Here is an 18,551-nt window from a genome sequence, read left to right as displayed (position 1 = left end):
GCTGTCCGAGCGTCCGACGTCCGTCACGTCCTCGTGGTGGCCCGCCCCGTAGGCGGCCCACCTCCAGCACGACCACCCACCAGGCCGCCCTCGAGGCGGCCTCGTCACGTCCCGGGCCTCGGCCCGGACGGGTGAGCAGCACCGGTCGCCCCGCGGGCCCGTCCACGAAGGAGCCCCCGTGCCCGCCACCTCGCTGTCCCTCGTCAAGCCCACCGGGTCGCCGACCCTCGGCAACCTCCTCGGCGCCCTGCGGCCGATGGCCGCCGCCCAGGACGCGGCCGACGACCCGGCCGACTGCTTCTACGGCGTCGCCGACCTGCACGCGCTGACCGTGCCGCACGACCCGACCGAGCTGCGGTTGCGATCGCGGGAGGTCGCGACGCTGCTGCTCGCCGTCGGGCTCGACCGGTCGACGCTCTTCGTCCAGTCCCGGGTCCCCGCGCACCGCGAGCTCGCCTACCTGCTCGAGTGCGTCGCCACCACCGGCGAGCTGTCGCGGATGATCCAGTTCAAGGAGAAGGGCCGCCCCGGCAGCCGGGCGTCGCTCTACACCTACCCGGTGCTGATGGCGGCCGACATCCTGCTGCACCGGCCGGTGCGGGTCCCCGTCGGCGACGACCAGCGCCAGCACGTCGAGCTCGCCCGCGACCTCGCGACGCGGTTCAACGCGGCGTACGGGCCGGTCCTGGTGGTGCCCGAGATGGCGACGCCACCGGCGGCCGCGCGGGTGATGGACCTCCAGGACCCGACCGCGAAGATGGGCAAGTCGGGCACCGACGCGCGCTCCGGGACCGCCGGCGTCGTCCACGTGCTCGACGGGCCGGACGTCGTGCGCCGCAAGATCGCCCGGGCCGTCACGGACGGCGACACCGCCCCGGACGCGGTCCGCGCCGACCGGTCGACCAAGCCGGGCGTCACCAACCTGCTCGAGGTGCTCGTCGCCTGCGGCGGGTCCGCGGACGGGATCGCCACCTACGGCGCGCTCAAGGCGGCGGTCACCGACGCGGTCGTCGCGACGCTGGAGCCGGTGCAGCGCAGGTACGCCGAGCTGACCGGCGACCCGGCACACGTCGACGCGGTGTACGCCGCGGGGGAGGCGCGCTGCCGCGAGGTCACCGCGCCGGTGCTGGCCGCAGTGGAGAGCGCCCTGGGACTGGGTTGATCCGGGGTGGGGTGAGTCCTGGCTCAGCGGTGCTGCCGCCTGCTGCCGCCGTGCCAGTCCTCCTCGGCCCCCGCCGCGTCCGGGTCGACGCCGAAGGAGCGCAGCTGCGGCCGCTCGCGCAGGCTGCGCTTGAGCTCGGCGAAGCCGGGGAACGACGCGAGCCCCACGACGTGGTCCCACAGGCGCACGGCGTCCTCGGGCGCGGGCAGCCGGCTGATGACCGGCCCGAAGAACCCCGGCCCGTCGGCCACGGCGATGATCGGCGTCCCGACGTCCTTGCCGGTGAGCGCGAGCGCCTCGTCGGTCTCGGCCTGCACCCGGGCATCGTGCGCGGTGTCGTCGAGCGCCGACACGAGGTCGGCCGGCAGGCCGGCCTCCTCGAGCGCGGGGGCAAGGAACTCCGCGGTGCCGCGGACCTCGCGGGCGGCCTGCTCGGCGTCGTGGATGCGGTGGCCGAGGACCTCGTAGAGCCGCGCCACGGCCTCGGGGCCGTGGTCGTCGCGCACCTGCGAGCAGACCCGGAGCAGCCGCAGGCCGGCGGTGTGGCCGGCCTCGTAGTCCGGAGGGAACTGCGCGTCGTAGTCGACGTCCTTGTTGAGCAGGCGCAGGGAGATGAAGCGCCACTCGACCGACAGCTCGCGCTGCCGCTGCACCTCTCGGACCCACTCGCTGGTCAGCCAGGCGAACGGGCAGACGGGGTCGAACCAGAACCGGACGTCGGCGGTCATGCTCCGAGTCTGCCAGGAGCGCCCCGTCAGGAGCCCTCGGCCAGCTCGCGCGACCGGTCGCGGGCGGCCTCCATCGCGGCGAGGAAGGCGGCGCGGACCTTGTGCACCTCGAGCTCGCGCAGCGCGGCGGCGGTGGTGCCGGCCGGCGAGGTGACCTGCTCGCGCAGGACGGCGGGGTGGGTGCCGGTCTCGCGCAGCATCTTCCCCGAGCCGACGAGGGTCTGGATGGTCAGGTCGGTGGCGGTCGCGCGAGGCAGGCCGAGGTGCACGCCGGCCTCGATCATCGACTCGACGACGAAGAAGAGGTACGCCGGCCCGGAGCCGCTGATCGCGGTCACGGCGTCCTGCTGGCGCTCGGGGATGCGCAGCACGCGGCCGACCGATCCCATGAGCGACTCGACCTCGGCCAGGTCGGCCTCGGAGCAGTGCGACCCCGGGGAGATCGCCGCCATCCCCTCGTCGACCAGCGCCGGGGTGTTCGGCATGACCCGCACGACGGCGACGCCCTCGGGAACGCGCGCCTCGATGTACGCCGTGGTGATGCCGGCGGCCAGCGAGACCACGAGCTGGCCGGCCCGCAGCACGGGGGCGACCTCGGCCAGCACGTCGCCCATGTCCTGCGGCTTGACGACGAGCACGACCGTGTCGGCCTTGGCGGCCGCGTCGACGTTGGGCACGACGGCGACGCCGTACCGCTCCTCGAGCTCCCGGGCACGCTCGGCGCGCTTCTCGCCGACCAGCAGGTCGTCGACGCGCCGGCCGGCACGGACCAGGCCGGAGAGGAGGGTCTCCCCCATGACGCCGGCACCGAGGATCGCTGTCTGGGTCATGCGTTGCGCCTGCTTTCGGGGGTCCAAGGGGGCGGAGCCCCCTTGCGCTACTTCTTGGAGATCAACGAACGCAGGAAGAATGTCAGGTTCTGCGGACGCTCCGCGAGGCGGCGGACCAGGTAGCCGTACCACTCGCCGCCGTAGGGCAGGTAGACCCGGACCGTCTCGCCGCTCGCGGCCAGTCGGCGCTGCTCCTCGGGGCGGATGCCGTAGAGCATCTGGAACTCGTAGGTGCCCTGCTCGCGGCCGTGGCGGTTGGCCAGCGACGAGGCGATCTCGACCATCCGCGGGTCGTGGGTGGCGACCATCGGGTAGCCCTGGCCCGCCATGAGGATCTTCAGGCACCGGACGTAGGCGGTGTCGACGTCGAGCCGCGACTGGTAGGCGACCTCCTCCGGCTCGTCGTACGCGCCCTTGCAGAGCCGGACCCGGGAGCCCTCGTGGGCGAGCTCGCGGCAGTCGGCCTCGGTGCGGTGGAGGTAGGCCTGGAGGACGGCGCCGGTCTCGGGGAAGTCCTTGCGCAGGTCGCGCAGGACGGCCAGCGTCGCGTCGGTGGTGGTGTGGTCCTCGGCGTCCAGGGTGACCGTGGTGCCGGCGTTGCGGGCGGCCCGGCAGATCGCTCGGGCGTTCTCCAGCGCGACCTGGAAGCCGGTGCCCTGCTCCGCCGTCGGCAGCGCGAGCCCGATCGCCGTCAGCTTCACCGACACCTCGGCGTGGCGCGCGAGCCCGCGCGCCGAGAGCTGGCCGAGCAGCTCGACGTACGCCCGCACCGTCGCCTCGGCCTGGGCGTGGTCGGTGGTGTCCTCGCCGAGGAAGTCCAGGGTGACCCGCAGCCCCTCGTCGACCAGCCCGGTCGCCGCCGCGACGGCCGCCTCCGTCGTCTCGCCGGGCACGTAGCTGCGCACGATCCCGCTCGAGACGGGCAGGGTGCTGACGAGCTCGCGGACGGCTGCGCTGCGGGAGAGCGCGAGGAGCGGCTGGCGGAGCAGGGACATGCCCGTGAGGTTACGTCGGGTCCCCCGCCAGGTGCAGACGCGCGAACTCCAGCGACTCGCGCAGGTCGGCCTCCCGCTCCGCGCGCGTGGTGCAGCGCCGGGTGTTGATCTCGAGCACCACCTCGCCTGCGAAGCCGGTGCGCGCCAGGTGGTGCAGGAAGCCGGCCGCGTCGATCGAGCCGCGGCCCGGCACGAGGTGCTCGTCCTTGGCCGAGCCGGTGCCGTCGGTGAGGTGGACGTGGCGCAGCCGCGGACCGAGCCGCTCGGCCATCGCCACCGGGTCGTCGTGCGCGATCGCGGCGTGGGAGAGGTCGATGACGGTGTTCGCGTAGGGCTCGTCGGAGGGGTCCCAGCCGGGCAGGTACATCTCGACGCCGCGGCGCTGGCGGGCCCGCCAGGGGTACATGTTCTCGACCGCGAAGGCGATGCCCGTGGACTCCTCCAGCGCCGCGATGCCGTCGACGAAGCCGGCGGCGTACTCCTTCTGCCAGCGGAACGGCGGGTGGACCACGACGACCTCGGCGCCGACCTCGTGGGCCATGTCGGCCGAGCGCTGCAGCTTCGCCCACGGCTCGGTGCCCCACACGCGCTGGGTGAAGAGCAGCGTCGGGGCGTGGATCGCGGAGACGGGTACGCCGTGGTGCTCGGAGAGCCGCCGGACCATCCCCGGCTGCTGGCTGACCTTGTCGAGCGCGACCATCACCTCGACGGCGTCGTACCCCAGGCTCGAGGCCCACCCGAAGGCGTGCGCGACCGACTCGGGGAAGACCGAGGAGGTGGACAGGCCGATCCGCGGGATCGTCACGAGCCGTCCAGGACGCTCATCCGGTCCAGGCGCTCGAGGATCACGCCCTCGCGCAGCGCCCAGGGGCAGATCTCCAGCGCGGGCAGCTCGAAGATGTCCATGCAGGCCTCCGCGACGAGCGCGCCGGCGACGACCTGGTGGGCGCGGTCGGTGGAGACGCCGGGCAGGGCGGCGAGCGCGGCCAGGTCCATCGCGGCGAGCTTCGGCAGCCAGGAGCGCAGCGTATCGAGCGGGAGGGCGCGCGGGACGAGCGGGCCCTCGGCCGACGGTGCGGCGCCGCAGATGCGGGCCAGGGAGCGGAAGGTCTTCGAGGTGGCCGCGGCCCGGTCCGGCCGTCCGGTCCGCAGCAGCTGGCCGGCGTCGCGCGCGATGTCGGCGCGGACCTGCTTGCGCAGCACCCGCAGCGTGGCGTCGTCCACCGGGCCGCGGGGCAGGGAGGTGCGCGCCAGCCGGGCCGCGCCCAGCGGCAGCGACCAGGCGACGTCCGGCGCCTCGTCGGCGCCGGCCGCGATCTCCAGGGAGCCGCCGCCGATGTCGAAGACCGCGAGCCGCCCGGCCGACCAGCCGAACCAGCGGCGCACCGCCAGGAAGGTCAGCCGCGCCTCGGCCTCTCCCGACAGCACGCCGATGGCGACGCCGGTGCGCTCGCGCACGTGCTCGAGGACCGCGTCGGAGTTGCTCGCGTCCCGCACCGCCGAGGTGGCGAAGGGCAGCAGGTCCTCGCACCCCTTCTCCTCGGCCACCACGAGCGCGGCGGCGGTGAACGCCGTCAGCGCGTCGATGCCGGCCGGGGTGACCGCGCCGGCGGCGTCGAGGTGCTCGGCCAGGCGGAGCGGCCGCTTGAACGACGACGCCGGCAGCGGCGCCGCGCCGCCGTGGGCGTCGACCACCAGCAGGTGACCGGTGTTGGACCCGATGTCCAGGACGCCCAGGCGCATGGCGCTCAACCTAGCGCCGGACACCTGGGGTGGGACGCGGGCGCCGTACCCTGGCGGCGTGCCGGAAGTGGACCTCGACTTTCCCCGGGCGTGGGTGGAGTTCGTCAACCCCGACGACTCCTCGGAGGTCGTCCGCGCCGACCTGACCTGGCTGACCTCGGCCTACACCTGCATCTTCGGCCGCGGCTGCGCCGGCATCTACGCCGACGCCCCCGACGTGGGCTGCTGCACGCTCGGCGCGCACTTCGCCGACGAGGCCGACGAGGAGCGGGTCGCGGAGTTCGTCGAGATGCTCGACGAGGACCTCTGGCAGCTCAAGCCGGCCGGGCGTCCCGTCGAGCGCTCGGACTGGGTCGAGGTGGACGACGAGGGCGAGCGCAAGACGCTGACCGTCGTGGTCGACGACCAGCAGGCCTGCGTCTTCCACAACCGCCCCGACTTCGCCCCCGCCTCCGGCGGCCCGGGCAGCGGCGGCGCCGGCTGCGCCCTGCACGCGCTCGCCTACGTGCTCGGCCGCAACCCGCTGGAGACCAAGCCGGACGTGTGCTGGCAGCTGCCGATCCGCCGCACCTTTCGCGACGTCGAGCGCCCCGACGGCACGTCGTACACCGAGGTCTCGATCGGTGAGTACGACCGCCGCGGCTGGGGCCCCGGCGGCCACGACCTGGACTGGTACTGCACCGGCAACACCGAGGCCCACGTCGCCGTCGAGCCCCTCTACCTCACCTCCGCCGCCGAGCTCGTCGCGCTGGTCGGCCAGGCGGCGTACGACGAGCTGGCGCGCCGCTGCGAGGCCCACCTCCGCTCCCGCTCCGCCCTCGCCCTGCACCCCGCCAGCCCCCGGCCGTCCTGAGGGACACACGGAACCTCTCGACGTCAAGACATCCCCACCCCAGTGTCCGAGTGATCTGCGCCTCTCGCGCACAATGCCGACATGCGCCTGGACCATCTCTCGTACGCCGCAGGACCCGATGGCCTGGCCAGCACCGCCCAGCGCATCGGGGGCCTGCTCGGCCGGGAGTTCAGTGACGGAGGCGTGCACCCACGCTTCGGCACCCGCAACATGACGCTCGCGCTCGGCGGCGGCACCTACCTCGAGATCGTCGAGGTGCTGGACCACCCGGCCTCGGACAAGGCCCCGTTCGGCCAGGCCGTGCGCGCCCGCTCCGCCCTCGGTGGCGGCTGGCTCGGCTGGGTCGTGGCCGTCCCCGACATCGGCCCCGTGGAGGCCCGGCTGGGCCGCCAGGCCGCGCAGGGCAACCGGCACCGCCCCGACGGCACCGAGCTGCGCTGGAAGCAGATCGGCGTCAACGGCCTCATCGCCGACCCGCAGCTGCCGTTCTTCATCGAGTGGGAGAGCCCCGCGGAGCTCCGTCCGTCATCGGGCGCGTCGCCCGACTGGTCGCTGGCCTGCCTGGAGATCGCCGGCGACCCGCAGCGGGTGAGCGAGTGGCTCGGCGAGACCGTCGAGGCGCCGCTGGAGGACGTGAAGGTCGAGTGGGTCGCCCCGCACGGCACCCCGGGCATCATCGCCGCGCAGGTCAACACGCCCAACGGCCTGGTCCGCCTCTGACCGTCCCGGGGGTCGCGCCGGGCGCCGTCCCGAGCCCGAACATCTGGCACCACACCGCGACCTACGAGATCGAGAACCGGGCCGTCGACCCCGACGGCCGGATCGAGGCCGCGATGGCCGAGGTCGCAGCGTGGGACGGGCGGACCGTCCTCGACCTCGGCTGCGGCACGGGCTTCCACCTGCCGCGGTTCGCCGCGACGGCCGCCCGCGTCGTCGGCGTGGAGCCGCACCCGGACCTCGTCACGCTGGCGCGGCGGCGTACGCGTCGGCTGGCGGGGGTGGAGGTGCTCCGGGGCACCGCGCAGTCGGTCCCGCTGCCGGACTCGTCGGTCGACGTGGTGCACGCGCGGTGGGCCTACTTCTTCGGGCCGGGCTGCGAGCCGGGCCTGGCGGAGGTGGCCCGCGTCGTACGCCGTGGGGGCACCGCGTTCGTGGTCGACAACGACGCGTCGCGCTCGACGTTCGGCCGCTGGTTCCGCCGCGGCTTCCCACACCTGCCCGCGCCCGAGGTGGTCGAGCGGTTCTGGGCGCAGCAGGGGTGGACGCGCGTGCCGCTCGACGTGGGTTGGTCGTTCTCGTCGCGGGAGGACCTCGAGGCGGTCGTGCGGATCGAGCTGCCGACGACCGTGGCCGAGCAGGTGCTCGCCGAGCACGAGGGCACCGGCGTCGACTACGCGGTCAACCTGTGGTGGCGGACCTTCTGAGGCCTCGGCTCGGTCCTCGGGTCAACGATCGTTCAATTGCGCGGTTGTAGCGGGCTCCGGGCTCGAAAACCCGACACAACCGTTCAATTGCGCGATCGTGGTCGCGGAGGACCGCGCGTCGACAATCGCGCAATTGCGCGACTGTGGTCGCGGAGGCCCAGCCGGTCAGCTACCGAAGCCGACCGCCGACGACGAGCCGCGCACGGCCAGGGTCGGGGTGAGCAGGACGCCCGGACCGACGGCCGGCGGGTGGGCCAGGAGCCCCTCGAGCGCCTTGACGACCTCGACCGCGACCTCCTCGAGCGGCTGGCGCACCGAGGTGAGGCCCGGCGGCACCACCTGCGCGACCTGGGAGTCGTCGAAGCCGACCACGGCCACGTCGCGCCCGGCGGCCAGCCCGCGCTCGGCCAGGGTGTGCAGGACGCCCATCGCCAGCGTGTCGGAGGCGCAGACGAACGCCGTGGGACGGGCCTCGTCGAGCAGCACGGCGCTCGCACCCCTGCCCGAGGCGACCGTGTCCTCCACGCGTGACGCGAGGCCGGTCGTGGGCAGGCCGCGCTCGTGCATGGCACGGGTCCAGCCCGAGCGGCGGTCCTCCCCGATCCAGGAGTCCTTGCGCCACCCGATCCAGGCGACCCGCTCGTGGCCCTGGTCGAGCAGGTGGGTGGTGGCCAGGGCGCAGCCCGCCGCGCCGTCGACGTCGACCCAGGGGTGGGTGGCCGACGGGTTGTCCCAGGGCCGGCCGAACGCGACGAACGGCGCACGGCGGGCGCCGAGCCACGTCGCCTGCGGGTTGCCGAGGTAGGTGTCGGTGACGACGAAGGCGTCCACGGCCGTGGAGCGCAGCAGGTCGTCGTACCCGGCCAGCGGGTCGAGCGGGTCGCCGGCGAAGAGCAGCACGTGCTTGCCGGCCTCGCGGGAGGTCTCGACGAGCGAGTGGACGAACCGGTCCATGATCGCGCTGGCCGTGCCCTCCTGGACCGGGTTGATCCGCAGCCCGACCAGGTGCGAGGCGCGGGTGCGCAGGTTGCGGGCCGCCCGGTTGGGCAGGTAGCCGAGGTCCTCGATCGCCTCCTGCACGCGCAGCAGCGTGTCGGAGCGCAGCAGGTCGGGGTTGTTGACGGCGTTCGAGACCGTCTGCCGCGAGACGCCGGCGCGCTCGGCGACGTCGGCGAGGGTCGGTGGCGCCGTGGGCAGCCGCCCGGGGATCCGCGCCACCTCGACCTCCGCCCGTCGTGTCGTCTGGAACGTTCCAAAGCAATATAACCGGCGATGTCGGCGGTCTCGCCTAGCGTTCGGGCCATGCCGAAGCCACCGCGTCCGACCTACCGCTGCACCGAGTGCGGCTGGGAGACCGTGAAGTGGGTCGGCCGCTGCGGCGAGTGCCAGGCCTGGGGGTCGGTCGCCGAGGCCGCGACCGCGCCTGCGGCCCGGCAGGCGGCGACCCCCGTGACGACCGCGGCGGTGCCGATCGGCCAGGTCGCGGTCGAGGACGCCGCGCACCGCTCGAGCGGCGTGCCGGAGCTCGACCGGGTGCTCGGCGGCGGCCTGGTGCCCGGCGCGGCCATCCTGCTGGCCGGCGAGCCCGGCGTCGGCAAGAGCACGCTGCTGCTCGAGGTCGCCGCCCAGACCGCGCGCTACCAGCACCGCACGCTCTACGTCACCGGCGAGGAGTCCGCCTCCCAGGTGCGGCTGCGGGCCGACCGCACCGGCGGCGTGCACGACCAGCTCTACCTCGCCGCCGAGACCGACCTCGGCGCGGTGCTCACCCACGTCGAGCAGGTCCGCCCGACGCTGCTCGTGGTCGACTCCGTGCAGACCATCGGGGCCACGGGCGTCGAGGGCGTGCCCGGCGGGGTCACCCAGGTCAAGGAGGTCTCCGCAGCGCTCGTGCGGATGGCCAAGACGCGCGGGATCACCACCGTGCTGGTCGGCCACGTCACCAAGGAGGGCTCGATCGCGGGCCCCCGGGTGCTCGAGCACCTCGTCGACGTGGTGCTGCACTTCGAGGGCGACCGCGACTCCCGGTTCCGGATGGTGCGGGCGATGAAGAACCGGTTCGGCCCCGTCGACGAGGTCGGCTGCTTCGACCTCGGCCCGGACGGCATCACCGCTGTCTCCGACCCCACCGGCCTCTTCGTCGAGCACCACCACGCGGGCGTCGCGGGCACCTGCGTCGCGGTCACCATGGAGGGTCGCCGCCCCCTGCTCGCCGAGGTGCAGGCGCTCGCCACCCTCTCGGCGCAGGAGCGGCCACGGCGTACGACGTCGGGCCTGGACTCCTCCCGGCTCGCGATGGTCCTCGCCGTGCTCCAGCAGCACGTGGGGCTCAAGCTGGTCAACCACGACGTGTTTGCCTCGACCGTCGGGGGCGCCCGGCTGCACGAGCCCTCGGCCGACCTCGCGGTCGCCGTCGCCCTGGCCTCGGCCACCCTCGCGACGCCGCCCCCGCCCGGCGTGGTCACCATGGGCGAGATCGGCCTGTCCGGCGAGCTGCGCCGGGTGCGGGACCTCGAGGTGCGCCTGGCGGAGGCCGCCCGGCTGGGCTTCAAGACCGCCCTGGTCCCCCGCCCGGCCGGCGCGCCGGTCGATCCGCGCGCCGAGCAGCCGAGGACCGTCGAGGGGATGCGGGTCGTCGAGGTGCCCTCGGTCGCGGCGGCGCTGCACTACCTCGGCCTGACCGCCCGACAGGCGCGCCGCCTGCCGCTGGGCGACTGAGGGCGTTCGTCGCTTAGGCTGCACCAGCCGGCGACCAGGACAGGAGGACACGCGTGGTGGCCAACGACCGCTCCGACGACCTCCTCCGCCTGCGCGCCACCCTCGCCTCGATCGCGCCGGGCACCGCCATGCGTGACGGGCTCGAGCGGATCCTGCGCGGCCGCACCGGCGCACTGATCGTGCTCGGCAACGACAAGGTCGTGGAGTCGATCTCGACCGGCGGCTTCGTCCTCGACGTGCCCTTCACCGCCACCGGCCTGCGCGAGCTGGCCAAGATGGACGGCGGCATCATCGTCGACGAGAACCTCACCCGGATCCTCCGCGCCGCCGTCCACCTGATGCCGGACCACACGATCCACTCCGAGGAGACCGGCACCCGGCACCGCACCGCCGACCGGGTCGCCCGCCAGACCGGCTTCCCGGTGATCTCGGTGTCCCAGTCGATGCAGATCATCGCGGCGTACGTCGGCGAGACCCGGCACGTGCTCGAGGACTCCGGGCAGATCCTGTCCCGCGCGAACCAGGCGCTGGCCACCCTCGAGCGGTACAAGCTGCGCCTCGACGAGGTCGCCTCCACGCTCTCCGCGCTGGAGATCGAGGACCTGGTGACCGTCCGCGACGTCGCCGTCGTCGCGCAGCGGCTGGAGATGGTCATCCGGATCGCCCGAGAGATCGAGGACTACGTGCTCGAGCTCGGCACCGACGGCCGCCTGCTCAGCCTCCAGCTCGAGGAGCTGGTCACCGGCGTCGACGCCGAGCGCGAGCTGGTCATCCGCGACTACCTCCCCGCGGGCAAGCGCAGCAAGAGCCCCGAGGACGTCATCGCCAAGCTCGAGGCCCTCACGCCGACCGAGCTCGTCGACCCCGCCTCCACCGCCCGCGTGCTCGGTCTCGGCACCGCCGAGCACCTCGACGGCGCCGTAGCGCCCCGCGGCTACCGCCTGCTCGCGAAGGTCCCCCGCCTGCCCGCGACGGTCGTCGACCGGCTGGTGGAGCACTTCGGCACCCTGCAGAAGCTCCTGTCCGCCGGCATCGACGACCTCCAGGCCGTCGACGGCGTCGGTGAGCTCCGCGCCCGCTCCGTCCGCGAGGGCCTCTCCCGGCTCGCCGAGTCGACGATCCTCGAGCGGTACGTCTGACCGTTGCGCCCTGCCCCGCTGCTCAGCGGCGCTTGGGCTCCGCGGTCTTGGTGACGGTGGCGGCGACGGGCGCCTCCAGCTCGAACTGGACGTCGCTCGGCTCGCCGCCGAGGGCGGCCGCGGTGGCGTGGTAGTAGCCGGGGAGAGCCCACTCGGTGATCCGGGAGCAGGAGTCGTCCATCCGGGCGGCGTTCCAGGTGATCGGCACCGCCGTGGTGACGTTGTTGCGGACGACGACGTCCTCGCCGGGCAGGGCCTTGCCGCACTGGCGGGTGGACCAGATGCCGTCGCGGCCCGAGGTGATCGAGAGGTCGACGTTGGCCCGGCTGACCCGCCAGGTGCAGGCCGGGGTGCTGACGGTGCGGAGGTTCAGCACGACCGTCACGTCGCGGCCGGCGACCGCCTTCGAGACCTCCGGCGTCACCGCGACGTCGGTGCCCTCGCAGCGGCCCACCGGCGGGGCGAGCACCGGCTCGCTCGACGCGGACGAGCCCGGCTTCCCCGTGCCCTTCGCCTTGCCCTTGCCGCCCTCGCCGTCGCTCCGGCCCTCGCCCGAGCCCGGCCCGGCGGTCGCCGTCGTGCCCGGCGTGGCCGCAGCTGTCAGGTCGGCAGAGGGGGTCACCGTGACGGTCTGGCTGGGGCTGGCGTCGGCCGCGGCGGGCGCCGCCCGGTCGGGGTCGGACCCGTCGCTCCCGCCGCCGAGCAGCCGGCCGAGCCCGAGGACCAGCACGAGGCCGATGGTGAGCACGACGAGGCGGCGCCGCCAGTACACCGCGGGCGGCAGCGGTCCCCGGGTCAGCGTCGTCATGGCCGCAGGCTAGCCAGCCGCGGCGGCCGATCCGGGGTGCCACACCGCGCGTGCCGGGAGGTCGGGGAGGATGTCGCGGTGAGCGCCCTGCACGAGCCGGTCCTGCGGTGGTACGACACCTCCCAGCGCGACCTCCCGTGGCGCCGCCCCGAGGCCTCCCCGTGGTCGGTGCTCGTCTCCGAGCTGATGCTCCAGCAGACCCCCGTGGCGCGCGTGCTTCCGGTCCACGAGCAGTGGCTCGACCGCTGGCCGACGCCGGCGGACCTGGCCGCGGAGCCGACCGGCGAGGCGGTGCGCATGTGGGGCCGGCTCGGCTACCCGCGCCGGGCGCTGCGGCTGCACGCGGCTGCGCAGGCCATCGTCGAGCGGCACGGCGGCGAGGTGCCCGACGACCACGCCGCGCTGCTCGCGCTGCCCGGCGTCGGCGAGTACACCGCGGCCGCGGTCGCCAGCTTCGCCTTCGGCCAGCGCCACGTCGTGCTCGACACCAACGTGCGCCGCGTCCTCGCCCGCACGGTCGGCGGTGTCGAGCTGCCGGCCCAGCACGTGACGAAGGCCGAGCGGGAGACGGCCCGCGAGCTGCTGCCCGACGACGAGGCGACCGCGGCGACCTGGTCCGTGGCGGTCATGGAGCTCGGCGCGCTGGTCTGCACCGCCGCCCGCCCGCGGTGCACCGAGTGCCCCGTGGCCTCCTTGTGCGCCTGGCGCGCGGCCGGCCACCCGGCGTACGACGGGCCACCGCGGAAGGTGCAGACCTGGGCCGGGACGGACCGGCAGTGCCGCGGCCGGCTGCTGGCCGTGCTGCGCGACGCGGACGGGCCCGTGCACCTCAGCCGGCTCGACGCGGTCTGGGCGGACGATGCCCAGCGGGTGCGCTCGCTGGCCGGGCTGGTCGAGGACGGCCTGGCGGTCAGGACCGACGCAGGAACCTACGCGCTCCCCTAGCGGCGTACCGGCTGCCGCCCGCGACCCGGGTGAGGACCTCCTCGGCGGCCGCGGCCGGCTCGCCCGGGTGGAAGGACCGCTTCGGCTCGCCGCGCACGCCGTCCAGCAGCGCGTGCAGGTGCTCGAGGTCGCCGTCGGTCGCCGTCGCCGGCACGTGCGTCCCCTGCCGCGGGTCGACCTCGACGAGCAGGCGGAGGTCGCGGAGGGTGTCGAAGTCGTCCTCGGTGGTGCGCTCGAAGATCCGCATGAGGTACGGCGCGGCCTGCTCCTCGCTGAGCCCCTTGTCGATGAGCGCGCGCAGGGCGACCGCGGTGGGCTCGCGGGCCGGGCGAAAGTTGGCCATCGGGCCGGCGGCCAGGATCGAGGTCCACTTCCGGACGAAGTCCTCGCCGGAGTAGGACTCGTAGTGCAGGAGCCGCAGCCGGTCGGCGTCGGCGTACGCCGGCAGCTCGGCCTTGGCGGCGTCCACGCCGTGGTGGAGGGTCAGCCAGACGTCGGTGGCCGGCCGCACGCCGGACTTCCCGTCGACGTGGCCGTGGAAGTACGCGCCGTTCGAGGGCCGGTCGATCACGCCGAGCGTCTGGAGCAGCGTGAGGTCGGGCTTGCCGAGCAGCCGCTTGAACCAGGTGGGGTCGCCGTCCCAGTGCTTGCGGCTGACCGCCTCGAGCGGCGCCAGCTTCACCACCCGGGTCTCCTCCGGCACGGCGGCCAGCACCGCACGGTCGACCTGCACGACCTCGTCCGCGTCGACGTGGAAGACCCACTCCGCACCCTCGACCAGGCTGAGCAGCGCCTTCGCGACGTTGGCGTTGATCCGCTGGCGCACGTTGAGCTCGGCCGGCCGCTCGCCGTTCCACCAGGAGGCGTCGGTGCGGACGCAGGTGACGTGCGGGTGCTCGTCGAGCCAGGCCCGCACCTCGGGGTCGCCGGCGTCGAGGAAGACGATCATGTGGTCGACGCCGCCGGCGAGGTTGCCGGTCACGAACCGCTCGATGTTGGGCAGGGTGTCCTTGACGGTGCTGGCGGTGAAGAGCACGCCGCCACCCTAGGCGCACCGGCGACCCGCCCGGAACGCCGCACGGGCGGCACCCCGGAGGGGTGCCGCCCGTGGCGGGTGGTGCAGGTCGCTGCGGAGGAGCCTCGGCTCAGTCGTCCGTGCCCGAGCGCGGGACGTCGGTGCCCGAGGCGTCGTCGTTCGGGCCCTCGCCCTCGACCGGCGTGCCCTCGATGCTGGTCTCGACGCCGGCGGTCTCGAACGGCGGCATGTCGGGCAGCGCGCCGACCTTCTGGCCCTCGAAGGTGAAGGTCGCGGTCGGACCCTCGCCCTCGACGTCGACCAGCACGATCATCCCGGGGCCGACCTCGCCGAAGAGCATCTTCTCGGCGAGGACGTCCTCGATCTCGCGCTGCACCGTGCGGCGCAGCGGACGGGCACCGAGGACCGGGTCGAAGCCGCGCTGGGCCAGGAGGTTCTTGGCGTTCTGCGTCAGCTCCAGCTTCATGTCGCGGTCGCGGAGGCGGACCTCGACGGAGGCGACCATGTTGTCGACCATCGCGACGATCTGCTCCTGCGACAGCGGCGGGAACACGATGACCTCGTCGACGCGGTTGAGGAACTCGGGGCGGAAGTGCTGCTTGAGCTCCTCCGAGACCTTGTTCTTCATCCGGTCGTAGTCGCCGGGACCACCGGCGGCACCGGCGAAGCCGAGGTTCATGCCCTTGGCGATGTCCCGGGTGCCGAGGTTGGTGGTCATGATGATGACGGTGTTCTTGAAGTCCACGACCCGGCCCTGCGAGTCGGTCAGGCGACCTTCCTCGAGGATCTGCAGCAGGCTGTTGAAGATGTCGGGGTGGGCCTTCTCGACCTCGTCGAAGAGGACGACGGAGAACGGCTTGCGGCGCACCTTCTCGGTGAGCTGGCCGCCCTCTTCGTAGCCGACGTAGCCCGGGGGCGAGCCGAAGAGCCGCGAGACGGTGTGCTTCTCGCCGAACTCCGACATGTCGAGCTGGATGAGCGCGTCCTCGTCGCCGAAGAGGAACTCCGCGAGCGTCTTGGACAGCCACGTCTTGCCGACGCCCGAGGGGCCCGCGAAGATGAACGACCCGCCGGGACGCTTGGGGTCCTTCAGGCCGGCACGGGTACGCCGGATGGCGCGGCTGAGCGCCTTGACGGCCTCGTCCTGGCCGATGACGCGCTTGTGGAGCTCGTCCTCCATCTTGAGCAGCCGGGTCGACTCCTCCTCGGAGAGCTTGACGATCGGGATGCCGGTCGCCACGGCGAGCACCTCGGCGATCAGCTCCTCGTCGACCTCGGCGACCTCGTCCATGTCGCCGGCGCGCCACTGCTTCTCGCGCTCGGACTTGGTGAGGATGAGCTGCTTCTCCTCGTCGCGCAGGCGCGCGGCGGCCTCGAAGTCCTGCCCGTCGATGGCCGCCTCCTTGCGCTGGCGGACCTCGGCGATCTTGTCGTCGAACTCGCGCAGGTCGGCGGGGGCGGTCATCCGGCGGATGCGCAGCCGCGAGCCGGCCTCGTCGATGAGGTCGATGGCCTTGTCGGGCAGGAAGCGGTCGGAGATGTAGCGGTCGGCCAGCGTCGCCGCCGAGACCAGCGCCTCGTCGGTGATGGTGACCCGGTGGTGCGCCTCGTAGCGGTCGCGCAGGCCCTTGAGCATCTCGATCGTGTGCGCGATCGAGGGCTCGGCGACCTGGATGGGCTGGAAGCGGCGCTCGAGCGCGGCGTCCTTCTCGAGGTACTTGCGGTACTCGTCGAGCGTGGTCGCGCCGATGGTCTGCAGCTCGCCGCGGGCCAGCATCGGCTTGAGGATGCTGGCGGCGTCGATCGCGCCCTCGGCCGCGCCGGCGCCGACGAGGGTGTGGATCTCGTCGATGAACAGCACGATGTCGCCGCGGGTGCGGATCTCCTTGAGCACCTTCTTCAGGCGCTCCTCGAAGTCACCGCGGTAGCGGGAGCCGGCCACGAGCGCGCCGAGGTCGAGGGTGTAGATCTGCTTGTCCTTGAGCGTCTCGGGCACGTTGCCCTTGACGATGTCCTGGGCGAGGCCCTCGACGACCGTCGTCTTGCCGACGCCGGGCTCGCCGATGAGGACGGGGTTGTTCTTCGTGCGCCGCGAGAGGATCTGCATGACCCGCTCGATCTCCTGCTCGCGCCCGATGACCGGGTCGAGCTTGCCCTCGCGGGCGTCCTGGGTCAGGTTGCGGCCGAACTGGTCGAGGACCAGCGAGGACGACGGGGCGTCGCCGCTCGCGCCGGTCGCGGCGGCCGCGGACTGCGAGGACTCCTTGCCCTGGAAGCCGCTGAGCAGCTGGATGACCTGCTGGCGGACCCGGTTGAGGTCGGCGCCGAGCTTCTGGAGCACCTGGGCGGCGACGCCCTCGCCCTCGCGGATCAAGCCGAGCAGGATGTGCTCGGTGCCGATGTAGGAGTGGCCGAGCTGCAGCGCCTCGCGCAGGGACAGCTCGAGGACCTTCTTGGCGCGCGGCGTGAAGGGGATGTGGCCGCTGGGCGCCTGCTGGCCCTGGCCGATGATCTCCTCGACCTGGGCGCGGACGGCCTCGAGGGAGATGTCGAGGCTCTCGAGGGCCTTTGCGGCCACGCCCTCGCCCTCGTGGATGAGCCCGAGCAGGATGTGCTCGGTCCCGATGTAGTTGTGGGAGAGCATGCGGGCCTCTTCCTGGGCCAGCACGACCACCCGGCGGGCTCGGTCAGTGAACCGCTCGAACATGCAACGCTCCTCAAGATCTGGGGGACCGTCCACCACATCCGGGGTGGACGGGACATGAGGCTCAACCCCGCTGACAGCCTACGCGTTCCCGCACAACGCACCCGGGGCATCCGCTGTGAGCGAACACGCTCGGCGGATGCCCCGGGTGGGACGTGCGGTGCTGCGGGAGAGCGGCGGTCAGTGCGCGGCGTCGTACGCCTCACGGACCTCGGCCGACACGCGGCCTCGGTCGGGGACCTCGTACCCGTTCTCGCGGGCCCACTCACGGACCTCCTTGGCGGTCGGGCCGCCGGAGCCGTTGGCGCTCGAGGAGGAGGAACCACCGGAGCGACGGCCGCCGCCGCGACGGGCGCCGCTGACCTTCCGCGCGTGGCCGACGTACGTCGCCAGCGACTCGCGGAGGGCGGCGGCGTTCTGGTCGTTCAGGTCGATCTCGTACGACGTGCCGTCGAGGCCGAAGGAGACGGTCTCGGTCGCCTCGCTGCCGTCGAGGTCGTCCTCCAGCACGATGTGGATCTTCTGGGCCATGGGTCGCTGACTCCTGCAAATAGCGGAAAGGGAAACCGGCATGGGATTTCCGGCAGGTTTCATCGTGCCAGAAGGAATGCGCCGGAAACAATTCCGCTAATGTGCAGGTCGCGATTCTTTACCCGGGACCGGGGATGAATTGTTCGGGCGCCCGTCATTCGCGGATGTTGCGGCGGAATACCAGCTCCAGGCCCTGGAGCGTCAACCACGGGGAATGCGCGGTGAATGCCGAGCACTCCTCGAGCACCAGCGGCGCGAGGTGCCCGGTGGCGACCACCCGGACGTCGGCGGGGTCGGCGCGGAGCTCCGCGGTCATCCGCGCGACGATCCCCTCGACCTGGGCGGCGACGCCGAAGACCATGCCCGACTGGAGCGCCTCGACGGTGTTCTTCGCGATCACGGTGCGGGGCCGCGCGAGCTCGACCTTGCGCAGCTGGGCGCCGCGCCGGCCGAGCGCCTCCAGCGAGATCTCGATGCCGGGCGCGATCGCGCCGCCGACGTACTGCCCCTGCGCGCTGACCACGTCGAACGTCGTTGCGGTGCCGCCGAAGTCGACGACGATCGCGGGGCCGCCGTGCAGCGTGGCCGCGGCGAGCGCGTTGAGGATCCGGTCGGAGCCGACCTCGCGCGGGTTGTCCATGAGGATCGGCACGCCGGTGCGCACGCCGGGCTCGACGACCAGGCAGGGCAGGTCGGCGAAGTGGCGGGCCAGCATGTCGCGCCACTCGTGCAGCACCGCAGGGACCGTCGAGCAGACGCTCACGCCGTGGATCGTGTCCGCGTCGCGCCCGAGGAGGCCGCGGATGAGCACCGACCACTCGTCGGCGGTGCGGCGCTCGTCGGTGCCGACCCGCCAGTGCGCGGCGACCTCCCCGTCCTGGACCAGGCCCAGCTGGGTGTGGCTGTTGCCGATGTCGGCGGCGAGGAGCGGCACG

Annotated in this window: 18 protein-coding genes; 7 read left to right on the top strand and 11 right to left on the bottom strand. The window is 73.5% G+C overall.

All coding sequences use genetic code 11. The features are described from left to right. Positions 1-178 precede the first annotated feature (178 nt). Positions 179-1,162 carry a tryptophan--tRNA ligase gene (trpS, locus tag H7344_RS14545; protein WP_186346725.1) on the top strand — a complete coding sequence of 328 codons (984 nt, stop codon included), beginning with the start codon at positions 179-181 and terminating at the stop codon, positions 1,160-1,162. A gap of 23 nt (positions 1,163-1,185) precedes the next feature. Here the strand turns inward: trpS and H7344_RS14540 are convergent, their stop codons facing one another. The 5 genes from H7344_RS14540 to H7344_RS14520 are packed head-to-tail and all read right to left on the bottom strand — an operon-like array spanning position 1,186 to position 5,458. After that, positions 1,186-1,890, bottom strand: a complete 705-nt coding sequence (locus H7344_RS14540; protein ID WP_186346724.1) for a mycothiol-dependent nitroreductase Rv2466c family protein — start codon at positions 1,888-1,890, stop codon at positions 1,186-1,188. 26 nt (positions 1,891-1,916) lie between these two features. Beyond that, positions 1,917-2,720 carry a pyrroline-5-carboxylate reductase gene (proC, locus tag H7344_RS14535; RefSeq protein ID WP_186346723.1) on the bottom strand — a complete coding sequence of 268 codons (804 nt, stop codon included), beginning with the start codon at positions 2,718-2,720 and terminating at the stop codon, positions 1,917-1,919. Between the two features lie 47 nt (positions 2,721-2,767). Then, complete coding sequence (locus H7344_RS14530) at positions 2,768-3,715, bottom strand: proline dehydrogenase family protein (protein WP_222130682.1); 948 nt, start codon at positions 3,713-3,715, stop codon at positions 2,768-2,770. 10 nt (positions 3,716-3,725) lie between these two features. Then, complete coding sequence (locus tag H7344_RS14525) at positions 3,726-4,514, bottom strand: sugar phosphate isomerase/epimerase family protein (RefSeq protein WP_186346800.1); 789 nt, start codon at positions 4,512-4,514, stop codon at positions 3,726-3,728. A gap of 2 nt (positions 4,515-4,516) precedes the next feature. After that, on the bottom strand, positions 4,517-5,458 hold the full coding sequence (locus tag H7344_RS14520; RefSeq protein ID WP_186346722.1) for a Ppx/GppA phosphatase family protein: 942 nt from the start codon (positions 5,456-5,458) through the stop codon (positions 4,517-4,519). A gap of 58 nt (positions 5,459-5,516) precedes the next feature. On the opposite strand from H7344_RS14520, the gene H7344_RS14515 reads away from it, so the two are divergent. From H7344_RS14515 to H7344_RS14505, 3 genes are all read left to right on the top strand, one after another. Continuing rightward, positions 5,517-6,311 (top strand): hypothetical protein, encoded by a 795-nt coding sequence (locus H7344_RS14515; protein ID WP_186346721.1) that lies wholly within the window; start codon positions 5,517-5,519, stop codon positions 6,309-6,311. A gap of 81 nt (positions 6,312-6,392) precedes the next feature. Continuing rightward, positions 6,393-7,031, top strand: coding sequence for a VOC family protein (locus tag H7344_RS14510; protein ID WP_166195951.1), 639 nt, complete (start codon positions 6,393-6,395; stop codon positions 7,029-7,031). 113 nt (positions 7,032-7,144) lie between these two features. Beyond that, on the top strand, positions 7,145-7,735 hold the full coding sequence (locus tag H7344_RS14505; protein ID WP_229707178.1) for a class I SAM-dependent methyltransferase: 591 nt from the start codon (positions 7,145-7,147) through the stop codon (positions 7,733-7,735). Between the two features lie 165 nt (positions 7,736-7,900). On the opposite strand, the gene H7344_RS14500 is transcribed toward H7344_RS14505, so the two are convergent. Next, on the bottom strand, positions 7,901-8,953 hold the full coding sequence (locus H7344_RS14500) for a LacI family DNA-binding transcriptional regulator (protein WP_186346720.1): 1,053 nt from the start codon (positions 8,951-8,953) through the stop codon (positions 7,901-7,903). 84 nt (positions 8,954-9,037) lie between these two features. On the opposite strand from H7344_RS14500, the gene radA reads away from it, so the two are divergent. Together radA and disA are read left to right on the top strand one after the other, a co-directional pair. Beyond that, the gene (radA, locus tag H7344_RS14495) at positions 9,038-10,453 is read left to right on the top strand and encodes a DNA repair protein RadA (RefSeq protein ID WP_186346719.1); all 1,416 of its coding nucleotides are present in this window, start codon (positions 9,038-9,040) and stop codon (positions 10,451-10,453) included. Positions 10,454-10,509: 56 nt separating this feature from the next. Beyond that, entirely contained in the window at positions 10,510-11,592 is a 1,083-nt protein-coding gene (disA, locus tag H7344_RS14490) for a DNA integrity scanning diadenylate cyclase DisA (RefSeq protein ID WP_229707199.1), read from the top strand. Between the two features lie 22 nt (positions 11,593-11,614). Here disA and H7344_RS14485 read toward each other — a convergent pair whose 3' ends face one another. Then, the gene (locus H7344_RS14485; protein ID WP_186346718.1) at positions 11,615-12,400 is read right to left on the bottom strand and encodes a hypothetical protein; all 786 of its coding nucleotides are present in this window, start codon (positions 12,398-12,400) and stop codon (positions 11,615-11,617) included. A 78-nt stretch (positions 12,401-12,478) separates the two neighbouring features. On the opposite strand from H7344_RS14485, the gene H7344_RS14480 reads away from it, so the two are divergent. Further along, the gene (locus H7344_RS14480; RefSeq protein ID WP_229707179.1) at positions 12,479-13,345 is read left to right on the top strand and encodes an HhH-GPD family protein; all 867 of its coding nucleotides are present in this window, start codon (positions 12,479-12,481) and stop codon (positions 13,343-13,345) included. On the opposite strand, the gene H7344_RS14475 is transcribed toward H7344_RS14480, so the two are convergent. From H7344_RS14475 to H7344_RS14460, 4 genes are all read right to left on the bottom strand, one after another. Then, positions 13,311-14,381 (bottom strand): glycosyltransferase family 2 protein, encoded by a 1,071-nt coding sequence (locus tag H7344_RS14475; protein WP_186346717.1) that lies wholly within the window; start codon positions 14,379-14,381, stop codon positions 13,311-13,313. The two genes, H7344_RS14480 and H7344_RS14475, sit on opposite strands and share 35 nt — an antisense overlap. A 109-nt stretch (positions 14,382-14,490) precedes the next feature. After that, complete coding sequence (locus H7344_RS14470; RefSeq protein ID WP_186346716.1) at positions 14,491-17,088, bottom strand: ATP-dependent Clp protease ATP-binding subunit; 2,598 nt, start codon at positions 17,086-17,088, stop codon at positions 14,491-14,493. A 177-nt stretch (positions 17,089-17,265) separates the two neighbouring features. Then, positions 17,266-17,616 (bottom strand): histone-like nucleoid-structuring protein Lsr2, encoded by a 351-nt coding sequence (locus H7344_RS14465; protein WP_186346715.1) that lies wholly within the window; start codon positions 17,614-17,616, stop codon positions 17,266-17,268. Between the two features lie 154 nt (positions 17,617-17,770). After that, positions 17,771-18,550: a type III pantothenate kinase gene (locus H7344_RS14460; protein WP_186346714.1), complete on the bottom strand. Its 780-nt coding sequence runs from the start codon at positions 18,548-18,550 to the stop codon at positions 17,771-17,773. Position 18,551: the final 1 nt, after the last annotated feature.

Origin of the sequence: Nocardioides deserti (assembly GCF_014266025.1) — a bacterium.
In the GTDB taxonomy this organism is placed as follows: Bacteria; Actinomycetota; Actinomycetes; order Propionibacteriales; family Nocardioidaceae; genus Nocardioides; species Nocardioides deserti.
Note: the sequence above shows the minus strand (reverse complement) of the source record. Positions and strands in the feature narration are given on the sequence as shown.